This window comes from Palleronia abyssalis (assembly GCF_900302445.1).
Taxonomy (GTDB): domain Bacteria; phylum Pseudomonadota; class Alphaproteobacteria; order Rhodobacterales; family Rhodobacteraceae; genus Palleronia; species Palleronia abyssalis.
This window is the reverse complement of sequence record NZ_ONZF01000002.1, coordinates 242,524-263,577: the sequence shown is the minus strand read 5'-3', so window position 1 is coordinate 263,577 and position 21,054 is coordinate 242,524. Positions and strand designations below refer to the sequence as shown.

Genomic DNA, 21,054 nt, shown 5'->3' with positions numbered 1-21,054 from the left:
GCGAAACAACGAGGGCCAGCACGATGCCCCCCCTGATCCTCGGTATAGAATCAAGCTGCGATGACACCGCGTCCGCGGTCCTGCGGGGCCGAAAGATCCTGTCGAATGTCGTTTCTTCTCAAACCGATCTTCACGCGGCCTTTGGCGGCGTAGTCCCTGAAATCGCCGCTCGCGCGCACGTGGAAAAGCTGGATCTTTGCGTCGAACAAGCGCTGAGCCAAGCCAAGGTCGCGCTGGCCGAAATCGACGCGATCGCCGTGACGGCCGGGCCGGGTCTGATCGGCGGCGTCATGGCCGGGGTCATGGTCGCAAAGGGGTTGGCCATGGGGACGGGCATTCCCCTGATCGGGGTGAACCACCTGGCGGGACATGCCCTGACGCCCCGGCTGACGGACGGTGCGACTTATCCTTACCTGATGCTGCTGGTCTCGGGCGGGCATTGCCAGTTCCTGCGCGTGGACGGCCCCGATGCGTTCACACGGCTTGGCGGGACCATAGACGATGCGCCGGGCGAGGCGTTCGACAAGGTGGCGAAGCTTCTGGGCCTTCTACAACCCGGCGGGCCCGCAGTCGAGCGCGCCGCCGCCGCGGGCGATCCGGCGGCCTTCGCCTTTCCGCGCCCCCTGCTTGACCGCGAGGGGTGCGATCTGTCGTTCTCGGGGCTAAAGACCGCCGTTCTGCGAGCGCGGGATACGTCCCTAGTCGACGGCGCGCTACCCCGTTCGCTGCGCAACGATATCTGCGCGGGGTTCCAGCGCGCCGTCGCCGAAACATTGGCCGAGAAGTCCCGACGTGCCTTGGCCCTATGCCCCGATGCGACCGCGTTCGCCGTGGCCGGTGGCGTCGCGGCGAACGGGGCGATCCGGTCCGCGCTGGAGGGGATCTGCGACCGGCCCTTTCTGGCGCCACCGCTGCCGCTTTGCACCGACAATGCCGCAATGATCGCTTGGGCGGGGTCGGAGCTGTTCGAGGCGGGCGCACACGACGGGATGAATCTGGCGCCGCGCCCCCGGTGGCCGCTGGACAGCAGCGCCACCCCCATGCTGGGATCGGGGCGACGGGGGGCGAAGGCATGAAATATTGGCTGTTGAAATCGGAACCATCCGACTGGTCGTGGGACGATCAGGTCGCGAAGGGCGACGAAGGCGAGGCCTGGACTGGCGTACGCAATTACCAGGCCCGCAACATGATGCGGCAGATGTCGGTCGGGGATCTGGCGTTCTTCTACCACTCGCAAAGCGACAAGGCCTGCGTCGGCATCGTCGAAGTCATCGCGCCAGCTGCGCCCGACCCCACCGATGAGACCGGAAAATGGGAGTGCGTGACCGTCAAAGCCGTCGAATCGTTGCCCAGGCCCGTCACCTTGGCCGCGGTGAAGGAGACGCCCGAGCTTTCCGAGATGTCCCTGGTGAAGACTGTGCGCCTGTCGGTTCAGCCCGTGACCGAAAACGAATGGCGCATCGTCCTCCGCACGGGCGGGCTGACTTAGCCGACCCGCGTTGCCGAGGCCGCACTGTCCTTTCGGCGGTCGCCGCCCAACGGCACATCCTCAATGCCGGTTTCCTGCAGGGCGCGAAGGGCTTCGGGCTTTGTCAGGCGCAGGATGAGGAACCCCAGTGCCCCCAACGCAACGGTCATTCCCGCCGCGGCAGCCATCGTGCCGACTCTTTCGATTGCAAGCTGATTGACCTGGGAGACGAGCGCCAGAACCTCCAACACCGCGACAGTCAGAAGTGTCGTGAAAACGGTATAACTGTAGGGCAGCATCCGGAATCCCAGCGCCAGGCACAGCGCCCCGACGGCGACCATGATCCACGTGGAACTTGTCAACGCTGCCAGCCCGATGGCAACCGCTGTCCCGATGACGGTGCCCAGTGTCCGCTTCGTGGTTCTGGAAAACAGCTGGCCATGCGGCGGCAAAACGAGGATCACGAACGTCAACGGAAACCAGAAGCCGTGCGATCCAAAGTACCTTTGCCCGGTCCAGACCGACGCAGTCAGTCCAACCGCAAGGGCGATGCCGAAAACCATGGCATACTGCTCGCTTTCGCGGTCTTCGGTGCCCGTCGAACAGGTCTCTCCGAACAACCAGACCACCACTTGCGCCCATAGCATGGCGCCGACGAACACGGCGAAAAGCATTGGCAGGTTGCCGTTGTCGATGATGGGGGACGTGAATATCGGCCAGGTCAGCAAACCCCGGATCGCCGCCTTCGCCAGCCCGAACGACCCGCAGATGCCGACCATCAGGCCAAGGAAGGGTGCCACCAGCAAAGACATTTCCGGCGTTCCAAGACTGAGCAGCCCGGCCATGCCCATGACCAACGTGACTAGCAGCGAAACCTTCAGACCGGCATCCTGTGCTGCAAGGCAAGCAGGCATCGCTGCCACGAAAGCGATGGCCCCGGTCCGCCCCATGAAGGTCACCGCGATCACGGCCGGTAGGACCATGGCGAGAATCATCATCGCGACCTTGCGCCATGGCATAGGCGCGTCGCTTTCGAACAGCCAGGATTTCAGTTTGCCGGCCATGTCGCCCCCGTTCCGCAGACGAAAGCTAGCGCCGGGGGCTGCGGTTCAAAGTCCGCGTCAGGCGTAGACGTCTTCCTTGCCGAAATGCTTGACCAGAAGATAATAGACGACCGCGCGATACTTGTGCCGGTCCGAGCGTCCGTAGGTCCTAATCGCGGCCTGAATGCCGCCCATCAGGCTCTCGTCATCAGGCAGACCAAGCTTCTTCATGAGGAAATTCTCGCGGATGCGGTTCAGCTCCTCGGTGTCCGAGGCGGCGACGGTGGCCGAGTCGGAGTTGTAGATCGACGGGCCGCAGCCGATGGTCACCTTGCGCAGAAGGTCCATGTCCGGCTCGACCTCGCACTTGGTACGTAGATCGTCGGCATACGTTTCGATCAATTCGTCGCGGCGGCTCATGGTCTATATCCCCCTTTGATACCCCTGAAACGGGGTCCCGGCCCCGCCATGTCAGGGCTACGCGGCATTCGGCCGCATCGGCAAGAAGAAATGCCGCGGGGGCGGTGAAAGGGCGGACCGTGATGGTCCGCCCCATACATTCAGTAGCGGTAGTGCTCGGGCTTGAAGGGGCCTTCGGGCGTGACGCCGATATACGCCGCCTGCTCGGGCGCAAGCTTGGTCAGCTTCGCGCCGATCTTCTCCAGATGCAGCGCCGCGACCTTCTCGTCGAGATGCTTGGGCAGGATGTAGACGTCATTCTCGTACTCCCCGCCGTTCTTCCACAGCTCGATCTGGGCCAGCACCTGATTGGTGAACGACGCCGACATGACGAACGAGGGGTGGCCGGTGGCGTTGCCGAGGTTCAGCAGACGGCCCTGCGACAGCAGGATGATCCGGTGCCCCGAGGGCATCTCGATCATGTCCACCTGGTCCTTGATGTTGGTCCACTTGTGGTTCTTCAGGTTGGCGACCTGAATCTCGTTGTCGAAGTGGCCGATGTTACCGACGATCGCCATGTCCTTCATCTCGCGCATGTGCTCGATGCGGATGACGTCCTTGTTGCCCGTCGTCGTGATGAAGATGTCGGCGCTGTCGATCACGTCTTCCAGCACGACGACCTCGAACCCGTCCATGGCGGCCTGAAGTGCGCAGATCGGATCGACCTCGGTGACCTTAACGCGCGCCCCAGCGCCGCGCAGTGATGCGGCCGAGCCCTTGCCGACATCGCCATAACCACAGACGACGGCGACCTTGCCGGCCATCATGGTGTCGGTGGCACGGCGGATCCCGTCGACCAGCGATTCCTTGCATCCGTACTTGTTGTCGAATTTCGACTTGGTGACGCTGTCGTTGACGTTGATTGCCGGGAAGGGCAGCTGGCCCTTCTTCTTCAGGTCATACAGGCGGTGAACGCCGGTCGTCGTCTCTTCCGAAACACCCTTGATCTGATCGCGCATCTTGGTGAACCAGCCCGGCGACTGCTCCATCCGCTTCTTGATCTGGGCGAACACGCACTCTTCTTCTTCCGAGGTCGGGGTCTCGATCAGGTCCGTCTCGCCCGCCTCAACCCGTGCGCCCAGCAGAACGTAAAGCGTCGCGTCGCCGCCATCGTCGAGGATCATGTTCGGACCGTCCTCGAACTGGAACGACCGGTCGAGGTAATCCCAGTGCTCTTCCAGGGACTGGCCCTTGATCGCGAAGACCGGCACGCCGGCTTCGGCGATCGCGGCGGCAGCGTGGTCCTGGGTCGAGAAGATGTTGCACGACGCCCAGCGCACATCGGCGCCCAGCGCGGTCAGCGTCTCGATCAGGACGGCGGTCTGGATCGTCATGTGCAGCGAGCCGACGATGCGCGCACCCGAAAGCGGCTTCTCGGACCCGAATTCCTCGCGCAGGGACATGAGGCCCGGCATCTCGGTTTCGGCAATATCAAGTTCCTTGCGGCCATAGGCGGCCAGCGAAATATCCTTGACGATGTAATCTTCCGGCATGATCTGCGTCCCCGAGTAAGAATTGTCCCGACGCCCATAGCACCGGGATGACCGAGCGACAACGGAATGCTGCGCTGCGGGAAGGATGCGGATGGCGAAACAGACACGCGCCTGGCAAAGGATGCTTTCCGGGCGAAGGCTTGACCTGCTGGACCCCACGCCCGTGGATATCGAGATCGAGGATATCGCGCACGGGCTTGCGTTCGTCGCCCGGTGGAACGGCCAGACCAAGGGCGATTTTCCCTACTCTGTCGCGGAGCACTCGCTGCTGGTCGAGGCGCTGTTTGCCCGGATGGTCGTCGGTGCCCCGCCCCGATGGCGTCTTGCCGCATTGCTGCATGACGCCCCGGAATATGTCATCGGCGACATGATCTCTCCCGTGAAGGCGGCCGTCGGACCGGAATACGGCGCGCTGGACGACCGCCTGACCGCAGCGATCCATGTGCGCTTCGGCCTGCCCGCGACCATCCCACCGAAGGTGAAGCGCCAGATCAAGGCGGCGGACAAGGTGTCGGCCTTCATGGAGGCCACGCAGATCGCCGGGTTCACCGAGGCCGAGGCGACCCGCTTCTTCGGGCGTGCCGATCCTCGGCTTACGGAAGGCCTGGACATCGTGCTGCGCGCGCCGCGGGATGTTCGCGCGGCCTTCACCGCGCGGCACGGGGCGCTTTTGGCGCAGACCTGAAGCCTTTCCGCAGTTTTGGATCGTAGGTTTCGAAAACCAATGGCGTCCGGGTCTGGGGGTCGCGGTACATTGGCAGCGCACTTGTGCCAATGGCTTACCGGTCGGACGTCTTGTCCGGCTCGACGATCAGACCGCCAGAACGGACGCGATACAGCGGATTCTCGCGGCGGGCCTGTTCGCGCGTGCGGGACTGGGGATCCTGACGGGTCGCGGTCATAAAAGTCTGGGCGAAGATGTTCAGCATGTCGTCTCTCCTTAATGAAGGCCCGGGCTGGATCGTAAGTCTCGCTATTCGTGGTTCGGGTCTCTATGCCATGGAGATAGTCGCAGGCGTGCCGTCCAGCGAGTCACAAACCTATCGAAGGTGTAAGCTGAACTTACCATGGAATGGCAGGACGTTCCCTCCCTTCAGGCGTTGCGCGGTTTCGAGGCCGCGGCGCGGTGCGGGTCGTACACTGCCGCCGCGCGCGAGCTGAATGTCACCCACGCGGCCATCGCCCAGCACGTCCGCCGGCTGGAGACGCATTTCGCCTGTCGTCTGATGCTGCGCGAAGGCGGTGGGATGCGCCCGACCGAGGAAGGGCGCCGTCTGGCGGCCGCGCTGGCCGAGGGGTTCGGCATCATCGCCACGGCCGCCTCTGACCTGTTGGCCCGCGACCGGATCCGGCCGCTCCGTATCGCCCTGACCCCTTCTCTCGCGGCAAACTGGCTGATGCCCCGGATCGGAGAGTTCTGGGCCGCGCATCCGGGCCTAGAGCTGGAGCTTGTCCCGTCGCCCGAAAACGTCGATCTACGTACCCAAGGCTATGACATGGCCCTTCGCTACGGGCGCGGACCCTGGCCCGGGGTCGAAATCGAGCGTCTGATGGATGCCGGTCACGCCGTCATTGCAAAGCACGGCATGATCGCCGGCCCGATCCGGGACCTTTCGATCCTGGCCGACCGGGAATGGCTCACCGAAGCGAACAATGCCGAGGACCTTCTGTGGGCCCGGCAGAACGGGCTTCCCGAAACAGTCCGTCCACGTGAGTTTCCCAACATCACCATGACGCTCGAGGCCATTCGCGCCGGCGTCGGGGTGGGAATTCTGCCGCGGGTGATCGCGGCGACCCCGATCGCGCGTGGCGAGGTCGAGGTTGTCTACGAAGAAAGTGACAGCGATCTAGCTTATCACATCCTCACGCGACCCGGCCCGCGCTCACGCCCCCTGACGGCGTTGATCCGCTGGCTAAAACGGCAAGCCGCAAATTAGCGCGGGCTGCGCTTGGCCAGAATGCGCTGAAGGGTACGGCGATGCATCGACAGGCGACGCGCCGTCTCGGACACGTTGCGGTCGCACTGCTCGTAGATCCGTTGAATATGCTCCCACCGCACGCGATCCGCGGACATGGGATTCTCGGGCGGGGGCGGCAAATCCTCGGTCTTTGCCAGAAGCGCCGCAGTGATCTGGTTCGCATCCGCCGGTTTGGACAGATAGTCGGTCGCCCCGATTTTCACCGCTGCGACTGCCGTGGCGATGGCGCCGTAACCGGTCAGGACGACGATCCGGGCATCCTCGCGCTTGGCCCGGATCAGTTCGACCACGTCCAGGCCGTTGCCATCCCCCAGACGAAGGTCCACGACCGCGTAGGCGGGGGGCGCATGGCTAGCACGCGCACGCCCGGCCGCCACGCTTTCGGCGGTTTCCACGGCGAACCCGCGCTTCTCCATAGCGCGCGCGAGGCGCTTCAGGAAAGCGTCGTCATCGTCGACGATCAACAGCGAGGGATCGCTTCCAAGGTCGAGCTCTTCGGTCGTTTCCATCGAAGCCTACCGTTACTTGCAGTTGATCTCTGACGTAGGGGTCACGCTGAATAGGTCAATCGAAACAGGTGGTCACACTTGACGCAGGTAGCACGACGTCCTCTCGGCGACCTCTTGGGCCGTCACACCCGATCCCGCAGCGCCGGGCGCGCCGCGAAAGATGTCAATGAACCCTTCCTCGGGCAGCATCAGATACGTGAAGACCGAGTGATCCATCAAATAGGTCTCGGGATCCTCACCCCGGCGCGAGAAATAGACGCGATAGGCCTGCGTGGCGGCGCGCACCTGCTCGGGCGATCCGGTCAGGCCCACCATATCGGGATGCATGTAGTCGGTGAATTCGGCCAGGACCGCGGGAGTGTCCCGCTCAGGATCGACCGAGATGAAGACGGGCCGTACGTCGAACCCGTCCTCGGCCAGTAGATCGACCGCCTCGGCGTTGCGCGCGGCGTCGAAAGGGCAGACGTCAGGGCAGAAGGTGTACCCGAAATAGACCAGCGCAGGCCGGTCCAGAACCTCGGCTTCGGTTACGGTTTCACCCGTTTCGGAGACCAGTTCGAACGGGCCGCCGATCGCGGCCGCCCCTGCCACGGCCCCGTCGCGGCACGGCGCGAACGGATCGTCGCTGCGGCCCAACAAGGTGAAGAAAGCGGTTCCGCCGATCAGGGCCAGCACGGCGACCGAGGCGAGGATTGCGTAAAGGCGGGTCATGGAACGCTCCGATCAATTTCGCCGCATTGATCGTCGGTTGCGGCTGCTACTACAACCTTACTTCATGACGCAGACAGATGGCCCCCAAAAGACTCAGACGGAATCCCGGCGCGCGTTCGCCCGGCGATCGGACTGGGTGCGCCTGCAAACGCTGGTTTTCCTGCGCTGGATCGCGATCTCGGGACAGATCGCCGCGCTGATCGTGGCGAAGGAGGCCTTCAACCTGCGGCTCGAGACCGGGCTGATCTGGGCGGCCATCGGGGCGGCGATCATCACCAACCTGATGGCGACGCTGGTCTATCCCCATGCCAAGCGGTTGAGCGAGACCGAACTGGCGGGAACGCTGATCTTCGACATGGTGCAACTGTCCACGTTGCTGGCCCTGACCGGGGGGCTTCACAACCCGTTCGCCCTTCTGGTGCTGGCACAGGTCGCGATCGCGGCACTTGCCCTGTCTGCGCGACCGACCCTGATCGTGTGCGGGGTCGCCGTTCTTCTTACGACCGTTCTGCTGTTCGTGCATCTTCCCCTGGTCACGATGGAGGGCGAGATCCTGCGCCAGCCACCGGTCTTCGTGGCCGGGTTCTGGGTCGCCATCGTCATCGGGATCGCGTTCCAGGCCAGCTATGCCCACCGCGTCGCGTCCGAGCTGATGACGATGGGCGAGGCGCTGGCCGCCACCCAGATGGCGCTGTCGCGCGAACAGAAGCTGACCGACCTTGGCGGTGTGGTCGCGGCGGCCGCCCACGAACTGGGATCGCCCCTGGCAACTATTGCCCTTGTTGCAGGCGAACTGGTGGACGAAGCGTCGGACGACGATCTGCGGGCCGACGCGCAATTGATCCGCGATCAGGCGGAACGGTGTCGCATCATCCTGCGCGAGATGGGGCGCGCCGGGAAAGATGACGAACATATCCGCATCGCCCCCCTCGTCACCGTCATTGAAGAAGCCGCCGAACCCCACAGCGCGCGTGGCATTCAGGTCGATATCGATGCCCGGCACGTCGACGGGGGCAGTACCCGTCAGCCAAGCGTCGAACGCCGCCCCGAGGTCATCCACGGGATGCGCAACCTGGTTCAGAACGCGGTAGATTTTGCCCGCACCCGAGTCCTGATCGAGCTGCGCTGGAGCGAGGACCGCGTGAGCATACGCATCAGCGATGACGGGCCGGGGTTCCGGGCCGATACCTTGCCGTACCTGGGCGAGCCGTTCCTGCGCCATCGCACCTCGAACGACGACATCTCGAACCGCAAATCCTACGAAGGTATGGGGTTGGGCCTGTTCATCGCGAAGACCCTGCTGGAACGGTCCCACGCCGAGATCGTCTTCGCCAACGGTCCCGCACGCGACGGCCAGGATCCCGGGGCAGTCGTTCAGCTGACCTGGAAACGAGAGGACATCGCCGTTTCGGCGGACCGCCCGGCCCTGCCCAAAAATATGCCTTTCAGCTAAATTGTTCCGGGTTAAGGCGCTTTTAACCCCGGTTACGCGAAAGTCATTGAAGGAATCGCCTGAAAGCGAGTTTGCCGATGACCATCGACCCGACCCAAGTCATTCCCTTTGCCATGATGTCCGTCGCGACCGGGGTGGTCATTCTTGCGATCCTGATCCGGTTCGGGCGCGCAAAACTCCTGATCGACGACCAAAGCGAAGAAACGGTGTTCCTGGTGGACGGGGCGCATGTCATCGACGCGACAACGACCGGACGGATGATCCTCGATCTGCTCGGGGACGCAGGCTGGACGACCGACCGCCTGTTGCGCTGGCTGGCCGAAACGTTCCCCGATCTTGCAAGCGCGGACCGCAAACTGTCGGAGCTCGGCAACCGGGTATTTCTCGGCCTCGACGGTGTGTCGCGGCTGGATATCTCCCCGGACGGGGACCGGATGCGATTGAAACTGACGCATGCCGGACATGGTCGCATCGCGATCGACCGGATTTGCCACGACGCGGCGCGAGCCGAACTGGATGCGTTGCGCAAGCTTGGTGATGACCTTCCCCAGCCTGTGTGGCGCCAGGATGCCTATGGCCATATCACTTGGGCGAACACGGCGTATCTTGACCTTGTTCGACAGGTGTCAGGCTCCGAACCGGCGTGGCCCCTGACAAACATCATGGACATGGCTGAAACCACGCCCGGAACGTCCCGGACCAAGATCGGTGCCGACTGGTTCGAGCTGACATTCGCGCCCAGCGGCCAAGGAATGCTTGCGGCGGCCACGCCAGTCAGTGGTCTCGTCGAAGCAGAAGTTGCGCTTCAGTCCTTTAAGGGAACGATGTCGCGCACCTTTGCCCACCTGACGATCGGCCTCGCGATCTTCGACCGGACGCGTCGACTGGCGGTGTTCAACCCTGCATTGACCGACCTGACGACGCTGCCGGTCCCCCTTCTCGTGGGGCAACCAACCTTGGAAACGTTCCTCGACGCCCTGCGCGCCCGCCAGATGATGCCCGAGCCGCGGGATTACTCCTCTTGGCGGGATCGTGTCGCCACGGTCGAGAAAGCAGCCCAGAACGGAACCTATTCCGAGCTTTGGCATCTGCCGGACGGCCGCACCTATCGCGTGACCGGACGACCACAGCCGGACGGGGCCTTCGCTCTGCTGATGGAGGATATCAGCGCCGAGATCAGCCTGACCCGCAGCTTCCGTGCCCAGATCGAGACCAGCCATTCGGTCATCGATGCCCTGCCGGACGCCATTGCCGTGTTCGATCGCGCAGGTGCCTTGACGATGACCAACACGGCCTATGACCGGCTGTGGGGCACCCGGACCCAGGACGGGATTGGACACGGCGCCCTTGAAGACGCCGTGTCGCATTGGCGGCAACGGTGCGACCCGGGCCTGCTGGACGGGATCACCGAGACCCTTTCGGGAACCCGACACGCGCCCGAGACCGAGCTGAGGCTTGACGACGGCCGGCGTGTCGCGATCTCGGCCGCCCCCTTGCCCGGTGGATCGATGATGGTCCGCTTCGCCCTCAGGGCGGCCGAAGTCAGCAAACTGATGCCGACGCGCGCCCATTTGCTGATCGAAGAACGGTTGAAGGCGTAAACGGCTTGATGGCGCCGCGCTGCGGGGCCATCCTTTGGGCATGACCGATCTGTCGATCTTCCTGCCCGACCCCCAGGCCACGGATGCCCTGGCTGCCACGCTGGCTGCCCGGCTGACCCCCGGTGATACCGTGCTTCTGGCGGGGGATCTGGGTGCTGGAAAAAGCCATTTGTCCCGGCGGATAATCCAGTCCCTGCAGCGGCCATTCGGTCGCGTCGACGACGTTCCGTCGCCCACCTACACGCTGATCCAGACCTATCGCGCGGGCGAGGTCGAGATCCTGCACGCCGATCTCTATCGGCTGGGCGACCCGTCCGAGTTGGTCGAATTGGGCCTAGACGAGGCGATCGGCTCGGCGATCTGTCTGATCGAATGGCCCGATCGGCTGGACACGACCCCCGATAACGCCCTGCATATCCAGTTGCTGCCCGAGGGCGGCGGAAGACGGGCCAAGCTTTACGGATCGGGGTGGCCCGCAAGGCTTGAAGGACTGGTAGTTGATGCTTGACGATTTCCTGAATCGGCACGGTTGGTCCGATGCCGTGCGCGAACCATTGGCGGGCGACGCCTCGACCCGGCGGTATACCCGGCTGCGCAAACCCGCGGCCCGCGCCATCCTGATGGATTCGGATGCGACGCCCGTCGCACCGTTCCTGAGGGTGCAGCAGCATCTGGCGACGATCGGACTGACCGCGCCGCGGATATTTGCCGTCGATGAGGTGGCGGGACTGATCCTTCTCGAAGATCTGGGCGACGACACGTTCGCCGCGCTCATCCAGCGGGGCGGCGACGAACGTGCGCTTTACGAGGCGGCGACCGACCTTCTGGTGTCACTGCATCGGTCCCCCGCCCCAGCCTGGGCCGAAACCTATAGCCCCGCGAAGATGGCCGCCTTTCTGGCACCCGCTTGGGACCATTGCGTCGCGCCAGAAGACAAGGGTGGCTGCCACCGGATCGAGACGGTGCTTCGCGACCTGCTGGATCATACCTGGGACGACTCGGCTGTCCTTCTGCACCGTGATTACCACGCCGAGAACCTGATCTGGCTGCCGGGCCGCGGTGGCGACCAGCGGGTCGGTCTTCTTGATTTTCAGGACGCCCTGGCGGGGCACCCGGCCTACGACCTTGCGTCGCTGCTGCAGGACGCCCGGCGTGACGTCGACCCGGCGCTAGAGGATGCCATGATCGTACGCTTCTGCGCCGCGACCGGCCGCGACCCTGCCCGGTTCCGCGCGGCCTACACGTTACAAGCACTGCAACGGCACACCCGGATCCTGGGGATCTTCGCCAAGCTCGCGGTCACGCGCGGCAAGCCTGGATATCTGGCCATGATGCCGCGCGTTCGCGCCCATATGAAACGGTGCCTATCCCACCCCATCGCCGAGCCGCTTCGCGCGCCGATCGAAGACATCTTGCTGAAACCGGCCTACGCGTGACCCGACCGCTCATGATCTTCGCCGCCGGGTTCGGCACCCGCATGGGCAAGCTGATTCAGGATCGGCCCAAACCGATGATCGAGGTCGCGGGCCGGACGATGATCGATCGCGCCGTGGATTTGGGTGAAGCGGCCGGCGCCGCCCCCATCGTCGCGAACACCCACTACCTGCACCATGTGATCACCCCCACCCTCCACGCGCGTGGTGTGACGATCTCTCCCGAAACCGAGCAGATACTCGACACAGGGGGCGGTTTGCGGCACGCTCGCCTACTTCTGGGTCAATCCGAAACGTTCACACTGAACCCGGACTCGATCTTTACAGGCCCCAATCCGCTTCTGACACTGGCGAACGCTTGGCGGCCCGAGATGACGGCCCTTCTTCTGTGCGTCCCGCTCAGCCGGGCGAAGGGACGCAAGGGCGGCGGCGATTTCTCGGTCGATGCGGGGGGTCGACTGACCCGCAAGGGAGATCTGGTTTATATCGGCGCGCAGATCATCAATGCCGATATCTTGACGGAGGAAGCCGACGAGGTTTTCTCCCTGGCGAAGGTCTGGTTTCGCCTTGCCGAACAAGGCAAATTGCATGGCGTGATCCATCCCGGCACCTGGGCCGATGTGGGGCATCCAGACGGGATCGCCCTGGCCGAGAAGATGCTTTCGGGTGTTTGACGCGCAGCCGACCCCGCGGGTTTTCGCGCTGCCACCGGGCTGCGACTATCCGGCCGAGCTTATTGCGGGTTTGAACGAGAGACTTGAAGGCCAGCCCCCCGAAGCCTGGGCCCGGGTCGAAATCTTCGTCAACACGTCGAGGATGCGGCGACGCTTGATACAGCTTTTCGCAGACGGCCCACCGCGGCTTCTGCCTCGCATACGGCTTCTGACCCAACTGGCCGCCGACCCGGAATTAACCGACTTGCCCCCCGCGCAACCGCCGCTGCGCCGGACCCTGGAACTGGCCGGACTGGTGCGCAGACTTCTGGAGGCCGATCCGTCCCTTGCCCCGAAAAGTGCGTTGTTCGACCTGGCCGAAAGCCTTGGCGCGTTGTTCGACGAGATGCATGGCGAAGGCGTGGCGGTCGAAGCGCTGAAGGGCCTCGACATCAGCGATGCCTCTGGCCATTGGCAGCGCGCCTTGAAGTTCCTGACCATCGCTTCCAACGTCATCGGAACGGATACCATGCCTAGCGCCGAAGCCCGCTTGCGCGCCGCTGCCGAGACGTTGGCGGAGCCGTGGTTCCATACACCTCCCGATCATCCGGTGATCGTCGCGGGCTCGACAGGGTCGCGCGGTCCGGTGGCCCTTCTAATGCAGGCGGTGGCGCGACTGCCGCAGGGGGCCGTGATCCTGCCGGGCGTCGATCCCCACATGCCCCGCGACGTGTGGGACCGGATGGAGGACGACCGCGCATCCGAGGATCACCCGCAATACCGTTTCGCCAAGATCGCCCGGGCGCTGGACCTCGATCCCGCCGACTTGCCCACGTGGACCGGCTGCGCCCCGGTCCCGGAACGCGCCGCGCTTCTGTCCATGGCGTTGCGCCCCGCGCCCGTGACCGACCAGTGGATGCGGGACGGGCCGTCGCTTGGCGACATGCACCGGGCGACCGACGGCTTGTCCCTGATCGAGGCCGCCGATCCGGTCGAGGAAGCGGCCGCCATCGCCCTGTGCCTGCGACGCGCCATCGACGGCGGCAAGCGCGCTGCGCTGATCTCTCCCGACCGGATGCTGACCCGGCGCGTGCAGGCCGCGCTTGACCGCTGGGGGATCGAGGCGGATGACAGCGCGGGCCTGCCGCTGCACCTGACCGCGCCGGGACGGCTTCTGCGCCAGACGGCGGCGCTGGTCGGTGCGTTGCCCGGCCCCGAGGATGTGCTTGCGCTGCTGAAACATCCGCTTGTCGCGCCCGAAGGGGACCGGAACATGCATCTTCTGCGCGCAAGACGTCTGGACCTTTGGCTGCGCAAGAACGGCACGCCCGAAGTTGGCAGCACAGTTCTTGCGGCATGGGCCGAGGGGCAGACCAAGGACGATGGGGCAACGGAGTGGGCCGCATGGGCCGGGGACCTCATCGACAGGCTTGCCGCCATCGGCCATGGCCCGCTGGACGACATGGCCGGCCACCACATAAAAGCGACCGAGGCCTTTGCCCCCGCGCTGTGGGAGGAAGCACCCGGGCGCTCGGCCAAACTGGCGATGGACGGGCTTCTGGCCGAGGCCGCGTTCGGCGATGCCATCTCTCCCCCCGAATACAGCGCCCTGGTCGAAACAATCCTGACCGCCGGGGAAGTCCGCCGCCCCGACACCGCCCGGCCTGACGTGATGATCTGGGGAACGCTGGAAGCCCGGGTTCAGGGGGCCGATCTGGTGATACTCGCCGGCCTGTCCGAAGGAACGTGGCCCGAGCCCCCCGCCCCGGATCCGTGGCTGAACCGGGAAATGCGGCACCGGCTGGGCCTTCTGCTGCCCGAACGGCGGATCGGGCTGGCCGCGCATGACTTCCAACAGGCGGCCTGCGCACCCGAGGTCGTGTTCAGCCGCGCCCGCCGCGATGCCGAGGCCGAGACTGTCATGTCGCGCTGGCTGAACCGACTGACGAACCTTCTGGGCGGGTTGTCCGACACCGGCGGCCCCGACGCGCTGGCCGCCATGCGCGCCCGCGGCGACCGGTGGCTGCATCAGGCCCGATTGGCCGCGGATCGCGTGATCCTGGCCGAGCCTGCCCGCCGCCCCTCGCCCCGCCCACCGGTCGAGGCGCGCCCGAACCGGTTGTCTGTCACGCAAATCCAGACGCTGGTCCGCGATCCTTATGCGATCTATGCGGGCAAGGTTCTGAGCCTGTCGCGCCTTGCCCCGCTGCGGCCCGAACCGGACGCGCTTCTGCGGGGCACCGCGCTGCATGAGATCCTGGAGCGCTGGCTTCGCGAAGGGCACGACCCCGCAAGCCCCGAAGCGCGGCCGGCGCTTTTGCGCATTGCGGACGAAGTTTTGGCCCTTGTGCCGTGGCAAAGTGCGCGACTGGCGTGGTTGGCCCACGTGGACGGCTTCGCCGACTGGTTTCTGGAGGGCGAACGGCAGCGCCAGGCCCAGGCCGTCCCATTGGAGCCAGAAAAGGGCGGCCGGTTCGAGGTTCCGGGCTCCGGTTTCACCCTGACGGGCACCGCCGACCGGATCGACAGATTGCCCGACGGTCGGCTGGTGGTGATCGACTACAAGACCGGTGCCCTGCCATCGAAAGACCAGCTTCTCTACTTCGACAAGCAACTGATGCTCGAGGCGGTGATGGCCGAGGCCGGCGCGTTCGAGGGGGTCGAGCCCGCCGAAGTCGCCCGCGTTAGCCATATCGGGCTTGGCAGCACCCCGAAGGAAACGCAGCATACCCTACGTGAGCCCGGGGACGAGACGCTGGATCCGGATGCGGTACTGGCGATGTTGCAGGCCTTGCTGATGCGGTACCGCTCGCGCGAGCGGGGGTATACGGCGTTGCGGGCGATGCAATCCATGCTGGATCGGTCGGACCATGCGCATCTGGCCCGGTTCGGGGAATGGACGCTGGACGACGACGCAATCCCCGAGGATGTCGGATGAACGAGGCCAGCCGCAGACAGATCGCCGCCGCGCGGCCCGACCGCTCCACCTGGCTGTCGGCAAATGCCGGGTCCGGCAAGACGCGGGTGCTGACCGACCGCGTCGCTCGGCTTCTGCTGGCGGGGGTGCAGCCGCAGAACATCCTGTGCCTGACCTACACCAAGGCCGCCGCCAGCGAGATGCAGAACCGCCTGTTCCGCACGCTGGGGCGCTGGGCGATGATGCCTGACGATGCGTTGATCGACGCTCTGTCCGACCTTGGCGAAAGCCCCGGCGCGTCCGACCTGCCCCGCGCGCGGCGCCTGTTCGCGCAGGCGATCGAGACGCCCGGCGGGCTGAGGATCCAGACCATCCACTCGTTCTGCGCGGTGCTTCTGCGCCGCTTCCCGCTGGAGGCACAGGTCTCTCCCCGCTTTACCGAGATGGACGACCGGGCAGCCGCGCAACTGCGGGCAGATTGCCTGGAGGATCTGGCCCAAGAGCAACCCGACCTCTATCGCCGGATGGCCGCGATCTGCCCGACGATCGACACCCTGTCCGCCGAGATCACTGGCGCGCGCGATGCCCTGACCGAGGTAGACGAGGACGCGCTGCGCGACGCCATCGGGCTGGCCCCCGGGGACCGGACCGAGGATCTGCTGAACCAGGTGTTCACGCCGGGGATCGAAGTCCTGTTCACGCGGGTGTCGAGCTGCATGGCGCAAGGGACGAAGACCGATCAGGGCAAGGCCCCTATCTTCGCCGATCTGCGCGCGCCGTTCACGCAGGACGATCTGATCGCGCTCGAGTCCGAGCTTCTGTTCGGCGGCAGCGCCAAGGACCCCTTCGGCCCGAAGATCGGCAAGTTCCCCGGCAAGGCCGCGCGCGAGATGCTGGACGCCGAGTGCGACCCCCTGGACGAGCTGATGGAGCGTGTTGCCGCCGCCCGGACGATCCGGCTGGGCGTGGAGGTTCTGGACAAGTCCTTGACAATGAACGCCTTCGCGCACGCGTTCCTCGCCCGATATGCGGCAAGGAAACAGGCGCGCGGTTGGCTCGACTTCGACGACCTGGTCCTGGGCGCGCGGGATCTGTTGACCCGCAAGGATGTGGCGGAATGGATCCTCTATCGCCTAGACGGGGGGATCGATCACATTCTGGTGGACGAGGCGCAGGATACCAGCCCCACGCAATGGGCAGTGATCCAGGCCCTGGCCGACGAATTCGCCGCCGGGCACGGGGCCCGCGCGCCGGGGGAGCGGACGATCTTCGTCGTGGGCGACAAGAAGCAGTCGATCTATTCGTTCCAGGGCGCGGACCCCGAAGAGTTCGACCGGATGCACGCCCATTTCGACGCGCGGCTGGGGCCGGACGCCTTGCAACGGCTGGAATTACAGCATTCGTTCCGCTCGTCGCCGTCGGTCCTATCGGCGGTGGACGCCGTTTTCGCCGCGGGGCTGGGCGGCGAGGTTGAGCATTTCGCCTTCCGCGATACGCTGCCCGGCCGGGTCGACCTTTGGCCGATGACCGAAGCCGACGAGAAGACGGACCCGCCTGCATGGGATGATCCGGTGGACCTGCCCGATCCTGAAGGCGCTATCGCCAAGCTGTCGCGTCAGATCGCGCGCGAGATCGCCGCGATGATCGACCGTGGCGAGACGATCCCCGACAAGGACGCCCCCGGGACGCGGCGGCCTGTCCATGCGGGGGATTTCCTGATCCTGGTGCGCAGCCGGTCCGGCGTGTTCCACCCCCTGATCCGGGCTTGTAAGGCGCAGGGCCTCGATATTGCGGGGGCCGATGTCCTGAAGCTCGAGGATGATCTGGCGGTCAAGGACATCCTGTCCTTCCTGCGCTTCCTTGCCCTGCCCGAAGACGACCTGTCGCTGGCCGAGGCGCTGCGCTCGCCGCTGTTTGGACTGGGCGAGGGGCAACTCTATGATCTAGCGCATGGCCGGCATGGGTATCTTTGGCAACGGCTGCGCGAGAGCGATCATCGCAACGTCATGACGGTGATCGAGGACATGCAGGCGCAGGCCGATTTCCTGCGCCCGTTCGAACTGATCGACCGGCTGCTTCTGCGTCACCGGGGGCGCGAGAAGCTGCTGGGGCGGCTGGGCATGGAATCTGAAGACGCCATCGACGCGCTTCTATCGCAGGCCCTGGCGTATGAGCGGACGGACGTTCCGTCGCTGACCGGGTTCCTGGCCTGGTTCGATGCCGAGGAGGTGACGATCAAGCGACAGGCCGAAGGCGGCGGCAAGCGGCTGCGGGTGATGACGGTTCACGGGGCGAAAGGGTTGGAAGCACCCATCGTCGTTCTGGCCGACACCACGAAGAAGCCCCAGAACGACCAGCGCCGCCTGCTGAAGACCGAAGACGGCCCCGTGATCTGGAAGCCCGCGAAGGACGCGCGGCCCGCCGCGCTGGATCCCGTCTGCGCGGCGCTGGACCAGGCGGCCGAGGAGGAGCGGGACCGACTTCTTTATGTCGCAATGACACGGGCCGAGAACTGGCTGATCGTCTGCGCGGCCGGCACCGACAGGCCGAAGGGAACCTGGTACGAAAAGATCACCGACGGTCTGTCGGCCCTGTCGTTCCAACCGCTCGACAGCCCCGAAGGCGCCAAGCGGTTTTCCAACGGCGATTGGGAGGGGTTGGAGCTGGTCGTGCCCGAAACGCCGCTGCGCGACTCGAACCCCGCGCTGGATGCGTGGTTCGACGAAAGCCCCCCGCCTGTTGTGGAAGACGCGCCGTTGCTTTCGCCGTCCGACCTGGGCGGTTCGAAGGCCCTGCCCGGCGAGCTAAATCCAGAAGAAGACCCCGACGACGCGATGACACGCGGCACACGGATCCATCTTCTTCTGGAGCATTTGCCCCCCGATCGCCCCGATGAATGGGAGATTCTAACGCCCCGACTTCTGGCCGCCGACGCCGTGTCAGAGGCAGATCTAGAAGATCTGCTGGCAGAAGCGCGCGGCGTCCTGACCGCGCCGGAACTGGCCGATCTGCTGTCCAAACCCGCCCTTCTGGAGGTGGACCTTGTGGCGTCTTTGCCCTCGGGCGGACGGATCGCCGGGACCGTGGATCGCCTGATCGTGACATCTGACCATGTGCTGGCAGTCGACTACAAATCGAACCGGCAGGTCCCCGAAACCGCAGATGGTGTCCCCGACGGGATCCTTCGGCAGATGGGGGCCTATGCCCATGCGCTTGGGCAAATCTATCCCGGGCGAACGGTGGAAACGGCCATCCTGTGGACATGGGGGCCGCGCTTGATGCCGCTGGATCCTGAGCTTGTGCACAACGCCTTCGCGCAGGCGCTGGCTTGACGGGTTTCAAAGGCGTCCTTACCTCTTCCGCCTGACGCCCCAATTTCCAGGAGAATTACCATGTCCACCGTCGCCGTCACGGACGACACGTTCGACGCCGAAGTCCGCCAGTCCGATATCCCCGTTGTCGTGGATTTCTGGGCCGAGTGGTGCGGCCCCTGCAAGCAGATCGGCCCCGCGCTCGAGGAGATCTCGACCGAGATGGAGGGCAAGGTCAAGATCGTGAAGGTCAACGTGGACGAGAACCCGAATTCCCCCGCCCAGATGGGCGTTCGCGGGATCCCTGCGCTGTTCCTGTTCAAGAACGGCGAAGTCGTGTCGAACAAGATCGGCGCTGCGCCGAAAGCGTCGCTGGAAAGCTGGATCAAGGAAGAGATCTGATCTTCTTCGCATGACCGATTGGATAGGGCGCCCCGATGCGGGCGCCTTTTTCATATCGCCCAGCCACCACGGCGCATGGCCGAGATGATCTGCCCCTCGGCGTCGGGTCCGGCCGCGTCGATCGCCATCTCTTTCAGGAACCAGTAGAGGTACCGCTCGTAATCGGGTTGGGCCTGCGCCGCGTATCGGAAAGCTTCGGCCACACCCAGATCCTGCACATTCGCCGCAATATGCTGAAAGTCGATCCGCCCGAACAGCACGGCCGGTTTGTGCAGCAGGTACCCCATCAGGGCCACGGAAGAGTTCTGCGTCACCACCATCCGTGCCCGGGGAAGAAGCTCCTCCATCCCGCCGGTGCGGATCGTCAGGCGGGGATTCAGCTCGGCCAAGGCACGAAGGGGGGCCAGTTCGGCGTCCGAATAGGTGACCTTGGGGTGCAACGCGGCGACCACGGGGCCTGCTCCGGTCTGGGCCAGCGTCTCGCCCACCATGTCGAGGGGGGTCATGCATTGGAACGACCGCTGTTCGGTCAGGCGGGCCTGCAGCGCGATATAGATGACTTCTCCGCCGCCGGGCACCGCCCCTTTCAGATGCGTTCCCCGCCGTCGTCGGGCGAAATCGGCCGCCGCTTTTGGATCGATTTCTCTTGGATCGAACCGGGCGCGGGCGACGTCGAACTCCCACCGTTCGTTCGTCTTTTCGATCCGCCAGAACGGATAGAGGTAGGCCAGTCGCAACGATAACTGGTTTAGCGCCAGTGGGTCCTGCATGTGAAACAGGCTGTAGCCGGGCTTGCCCAGGCTGCGCATCCGCGCGGGCGCCGTATCCTCGAGCAGTCGCAGTCGGAACCCCCGATCCTTTATCGCAGTCTCCAGCCTGTTGGTGAAATTATGCTCCCGCGCCCGCGCGCGGGCAAGAAGCTGGCGGTGGTAATACAGGCGCAGGATCCGGTCGTCGCTCATGCCGTGTACCCTGCTTCAAAGCGGCCGGGCGGTCCAGAACCCGCCGATGCGGTTGGCAAGTTGCGGCCGCCTCTCCATATGCAGGGGCGAACGAGACAGGAGCATGAAATGAGCGATTTTCCCGGCTGGCACGGCACAACCATCATCGGCGTCCGCAAGGGTGGGCGCGTGGTGATCGCCGGCGACGGGCAGGTGTCCATGGGTGACACCGTGATGAAGGGCACCGCCCGCAAGGTGCGCCGCCTGTCCCCCGGCGGGCATGATATCATCGCGGGGTTCGCCGGTTCCACCGCCGACGCCTTCGCGTTGCTGGAACGTTTGGAAACGAAGCTGGAGGCCACACCGGGCCAGTTGCAGCGCGCCGCGGTGGAATTGGCGAAGGACTGGCGCACCGACAAGTACCTCCAGAAACTCGAGGCGATGCTGATCGTGTCGGACGGCAAGGACCTGTACGTCGTCACAGGCGCGGGCGACGTTCTGGAACCCGAGCATGACGTCGCCGCGATCGGATCGGGCGGGAACTATGCCCTGGCCGCCGCGCGCGGGCTTTTCGATTATGAGGACGACGCCGAGGAAATCGCCCGCCGCGCCATGCGGATCGCCGCAGATATTTGCGTCTACACGAACGGCAGCCTGACCGTCGAGACGCTGGAAGGCTGA

General features: G+C 65.1%; 20 protein-coding genes. 13 read left to right on the top strand and 7 right to left on the bottom strand.

Annotation, left to right across the window (positions count from 1 at the left end; translation table 11 throughout):
- Window positions 1-23 precede the first annotated feature (23 nt).
- Both tsaD and PAA8504_RS05000 read left to right on the top strand, forming a co-directional pair.
- Window positions 24-1,076, top strand: coding sequence for a tRNA (adenosine(37)-N6)-threonylcarbamoyltransferase complex transferase subunit TsaD (gene tsaD / locus PAA8504_RS05005; protein WP_108893066.1), 1,053 nt, complete (start codon window positions 24-26; stop codon window positions 1,074-1,076).
- The gene (locus PAA8504_RS05000) at window positions 1,073-1,489 is read left to right on the top strand and encodes an EVE domain-containing protein (RefSeq protein WP_108893065.1); all 417 of its coding nucleotides are present in this window, start codon (window positions 1,073-1,075) and stop codon (window positions 1,487-1,489) included. The genes tsaD and PAA8504_RS05000 overlap by 4 nt, the downstream gene beginning before the upstream one ends.
- On the opposite strand, the gene PAA8504_RS04995 is transcribed toward PAA8504_RS05000, so the two are convergent.
- From PAA8504_RS04995 to ahcY, 3 genes are all read right to left on the bottom strand, one after another.
- Window positions 1,486-2,532 carry an FUSC family protein gene (locus PAA8504_RS04995; protein ID WP_108893064.1) on the bottom strand — a complete coding sequence of 349 codons (1,047 nt, stop codon included), beginning with the start codon at window positions 2,530-2,532 and terminating at the stop codon, window positions 1,486-1,488. The two genes, PAA8504_RS05000 and PAA8504_RS04995, sit on opposite strands and share 4 nt — an antisense overlap.
- A gap of 57 nt (window positions 2,533-2,589) precedes the next feature.
- A complete protein-coding gene (locus PAA8504_RS04990) occupies window positions 2,590-2,931 on the bottom strand; it encodes a DUF2853 family protein (RefSeq protein WP_108893063.1) in 342 nt (113 codons plus the stop codon).
- 140 nt (window positions 2,932-3,071) lie between these two features.
- The gene (ahcY, locus tag PAA8504_RS04985; RefSeq protein WP_108893062.1) at window positions 3,072-4,463 is read right to left on the bottom strand and encodes an adenosylhomocysteinase; all 1,392 of its coding nucleotides are present in this window, start codon (window positions 4,461-4,463) and stop codon (window positions 3,072-3,074) included.
- A gap of 91 nt (window positions 4,464-4,554) precedes the next feature.
- Here ahcY and PAA8504_RS04980 point away from each other — a divergent pair, with 91 nt between their 5' ends.
- Complete coding sequence (locus PAA8504_RS04980) at window positions 4,555-5,148, top strand: HD domain-containing protein (protein WP_108893061.1); 594 nt, start codon at window positions 4,555-4,557, stop codon at window positions 5,146-5,148.
- Between the two features lie 94 nt (window positions 5,149-5,242).
- Here the strand turns inward: PAA8504_RS04980 and PAA8504_RS21980 are convergent, their stop codons facing one another.
- Window positions 5,243-5,392, bottom strand: coding sequence for a hypothetical protein (locus tag PAA8504_RS21980; RefSeq protein WP_181375693.1), 150 nt, complete (start codon window positions 5,390-5,392; stop codon window positions 5,243-5,245).
- A gap of 138 nt (window positions 5,393-5,530) precedes the next feature.
- Here PAA8504_RS21980 and PAA8504_RS04975 point away from each other — a divergent pair, with 138 nt between their 5' ends.
- Entirely contained in the window at window positions 5,531-6,400 is an 870-nt protein-coding gene (locus PAA8504_RS04975; RefSeq protein WP_108893060.1) for a LysR family transcriptional regulator, read from the top strand.
- Here PAA8504_RS04975 and PAA8504_RS04970 read toward each other — a convergent pair.
- Window positions 6,397-6,951, bottom strand: a complete 555-nt coding sequence (locus tag PAA8504_RS04970) for an ActR/PrrA/RegA family redox response regulator transcription factor (protein WP_108893059.1) — start codon at window positions 6,949-6,951, stop codon at window positions 6,397-6,399. The two genes, PAA8504_RS04975 and PAA8504_RS04970, sit on opposite strands and share 4 nt — an antisense overlap.
- A 72-nt stretch (window positions 6,952-7,023) precedes the next feature.
- A complete protein-coding gene (locus tag PAA8504_RS04965) occupies window positions 7,024-7,662 on the bottom strand; it encodes an SCO family protein (protein ID WP_108893058.1) in 639 nt (212 codons plus the stop codon).
- Between the two features lie 64 nt (window positions 7,663-7,726).
- Here PAA8504_RS04965 and regB point away from each other — a divergent pair, with 64 nt between their 5' ends.
- The 8 genes from regB to trxA all read left to right on the top strand — a co-directional run bounded on the left by regB (window position 7,727) and on the right by trxA (window position 19,432).
- Window positions 7,727-9,115 (top strand): sensor histidine kinase RegB, encoded by a 1,389-nt coding sequence (gene regB, locus PAA8504_RS04960; RefSeq protein WP_108893504.1) that lies wholly within the window; start codon window positions 7,727-7,729, stop codon window positions 9,113-9,115.
- 77 nt (window positions 9,116-9,192) lie between these two features.
- Window positions 9,193-10,716, top strand: coding sequence for a PAS-domain containing protein (locus PAA8504_RS04955; RefSeq protein ID WP_108893057.1), 1,524 nt, complete (start codon window positions 9,193-9,195; stop codon window positions 10,714-10,716).
- A 40-nt stretch (window positions 10,717-10,756) separates the two neighbouring features.
- Window positions 10,757-11,224 carry a tRNA (adenosine(37)-N6)-threonylcarbamoyltransferase complex ATPase subunit type 1 TsaE gene (gene tsaE, locus PAA8504_RS04950; protein WP_108893056.1) on the top strand — a complete coding sequence of 156 codons (468 nt, stop codon included), beginning with the start codon at window positions 10,757-10,759 and terminating at the stop codon, window positions 11,222-11,224.
- A complete protein-coding gene (locus tag PAA8504_RS04945) occupies window positions 11,217-12,152 on the top strand; it encodes an aminoglycoside phosphotransferase family protein (RefSeq protein ID WP_108893055.1) in 936 nt (311 codons plus the stop codon). Before tsaE ends, PAA8504_RS04945 begins: the two co-directional genes overlap by 8 nt.
- Window positions 12,149-12,823: a nucleotidyltransferase family protein gene (locus PAA8504_RS04940; RefSeq protein WP_108893054.1), complete on the top strand. Its 675-nt coding sequence runs from the start codon at window positions 12,149-12,151 to the stop codon at window positions 12,821-12,823. Before PAA8504_RS04945 ends, PAA8504_RS04940 begins: the two co-directional genes overlap by 4 nt.
- Entirely contained in the window at window positions 12,816-15,740 is a 2,925-nt protein-coding gene (addB, locus tag PAA8504_RS04935) for a double-strand break repair protein AddB (RefSeq protein WP_245897522.1), read from the top strand. The genes PAA8504_RS04940 and addB overlap by 8 nt, the downstream gene beginning before the upstream one ends.
- Window positions 15,737-19,051, top strand: a complete 3,315-nt coding sequence (gene addA / locus PAA8504_RS04930; RefSeq protein ID WP_245897521.1) for a double-strand break repair helicase AddA — start codon at window positions 15,737-15,739, stop codon at window positions 19,049-19,051. Before addB ends, addA begins: the two co-directional genes overlap by 4 nt.
- Window positions 19,052-19,111: 60 nt before the next feature.
- Window positions 19,112-19,432, top strand: coding sequence for a thioredoxin (gene trxA, locus PAA8504_RS04925; protein ID WP_108893051.1), 321 nt, complete (start codon window positions 19,112-19,114; stop codon window positions 19,430-19,432).
- Between the two features lie 50 nt (window positions 19,433-19,482).
- On the opposite strand, the gene PAA8504_RS04920 is transcribed toward trxA, so the two are convergent.
- Window positions 19,483-20,394, bottom strand: a complete 912-nt coding sequence (locus tag PAA8504_RS04920; protein ID WP_108893050.1) for a hypothetical protein — start codon at window positions 20,392-20,394, stop codon at window positions 19,483-19,485.
- A 108-nt stretch (window positions 20,395-20,502) separates the two neighbouring features.
- Between PAA8504_RS04920 and hslV the strand changes: the two genes are divergently transcribed.
- Entirely contained in the window at window positions 20,503-21,054 is a 552-nt protein-coding gene (hslV, locus tag PAA8504_RS04915) for an ATP-dependent protease subunit HslV (RefSeq protein ID WP_108893049.1), read from the top strand.

What these genes read in the sequence shown, in the direction of transcription:
- tsaD (WP_108893066.1), top strand. Translation starts at nt 24, where the DNA reads ATGCCCCCCCTGATCCTCGGTATAGAATCAAGCTGCGATGACACCGCG.
- PAA8504_RS05000 (WP_108893065.1), top strand. Translation starts at nt 1,073, where the DNA reads ATGAAATATTGGCTGTTGAAATCGGAACCATCCGACTGGTCGTGGGAC.
- PAA8504_RS04995 (WP_108893064.1), bottom strand. Translation starts at nt 2,532, where the DNA reads ATGGCCGGCAAACTGAAATCCTGGCTGTTCGAAAGCGACGCGCCTATG.
- PAA8504_RS04990 (WP_108893063.1), bottom strand. Translation starts at nt 2,931, where the DNA reads ATGAGCCGCCGCGACGAATTGATCGAAACGTATGCCGACGATCTACGT.
- ahcY (WP_108893062.1), bottom strand. Translation starts at nt 4,463, where the DNA reads ATGCCGGAAGATTACATCGTCAAGGATATTTCGCTGGCCGCCTATGGC.
- PAA8504_RS04980 (WP_108893061.1), top strand. Translation starts at nt 4,555, where the DNA reads ATGGCGAAACAGACACGCGCCTGGCAAAGGATGCTTTCCGGGCGAAGG.
- PAA8504_RS21980 (WP_181375693.1), bottom strand. Translation starts at nt 5,392, where the DNA reads ATGCTGAACATCTTCGCCCAGACTTTTATGACCGCGACCCGTCAGGAT.
- PAA8504_RS04975 (WP_108893060.1), top strand. Translation starts at nt 5,531, where the DNA reads ATGGAATGGCAGGACGTTCCCTCCCTTCAGGCGTTGCGCGGTTTCGAG.
- PAA8504_RS04970 (WP_108893059.1), bottom strand. Translation starts at nt 6,951, where the DNA reads ATGGAAACGACCGAAGAGCTCGACCTTGGAAGCGATCCCTCGCTGTTG.
- PAA8504_RS04965 (WP_108893058.1), bottom strand. Translation starts at nt 7,662, where the DNA reads ATGACCCGCCTTTACGCAATCCTCGCCTCGGTCGCCGTGCTGGCCCTG.
- regB (WP_108893504.1), top strand. Translation starts at nt 7,727, where the DNA reads ATGACGCAGACAGATGGCCCCCAAAAGACTCAGACGGAATCCCGGCGC.
- PAA8504_RS04955 (WP_108893057.1), top strand. Translation starts at nt 9,193, where the DNA reads ATGACCATCGACCCGACCCAAGTCATTCCCTTTGCCATGATGTCCGTC.
- tsaE (WP_108893056.1), top strand. Translation starts at nt 10,757, where the DNA reads ATGACCGATCTGTCGATCTTCCTGCCCGACCCCCAGGCCACGGATGCC.
- PAA8504_RS04945 (WP_108893055.1), top strand. Translation starts at nt 11,217, where the DNA reads ATGCTTGACGATTTCCTGAATCGGCACGGTTGGTCCGATGCCGTGCGC.
- addA (WP_245897521.1), top strand. Translation starts at nt 15,737, where the DNA reads ATGAACGAGGCCAGCCGCAGACAGATCGCCGCCGCGCGGCCCGACCGC.
- trxA (WP_108893051.1), top strand. Translation starts at nt 19,112, where the DNA reads ATGTCCACCGTCGCCGTCACGGACGACACGTTCGACGCCGAAGTCCGC.
- PAA8504_RS04920 (WP_108893050.1), bottom strand. Translation starts at nt 20,394, where the DNA reads ATGAGCGACGACCGGATCCTGCGCCTGTATTACCACCGCCAGCTTCTT.
- hslV (WP_108893049.1), top strand. Translation starts at nt 20,503, where the DNA reads ATGAGCGATTTTCCCGGCTGGCACGGCACAACCATCATCGGCGTCCGC.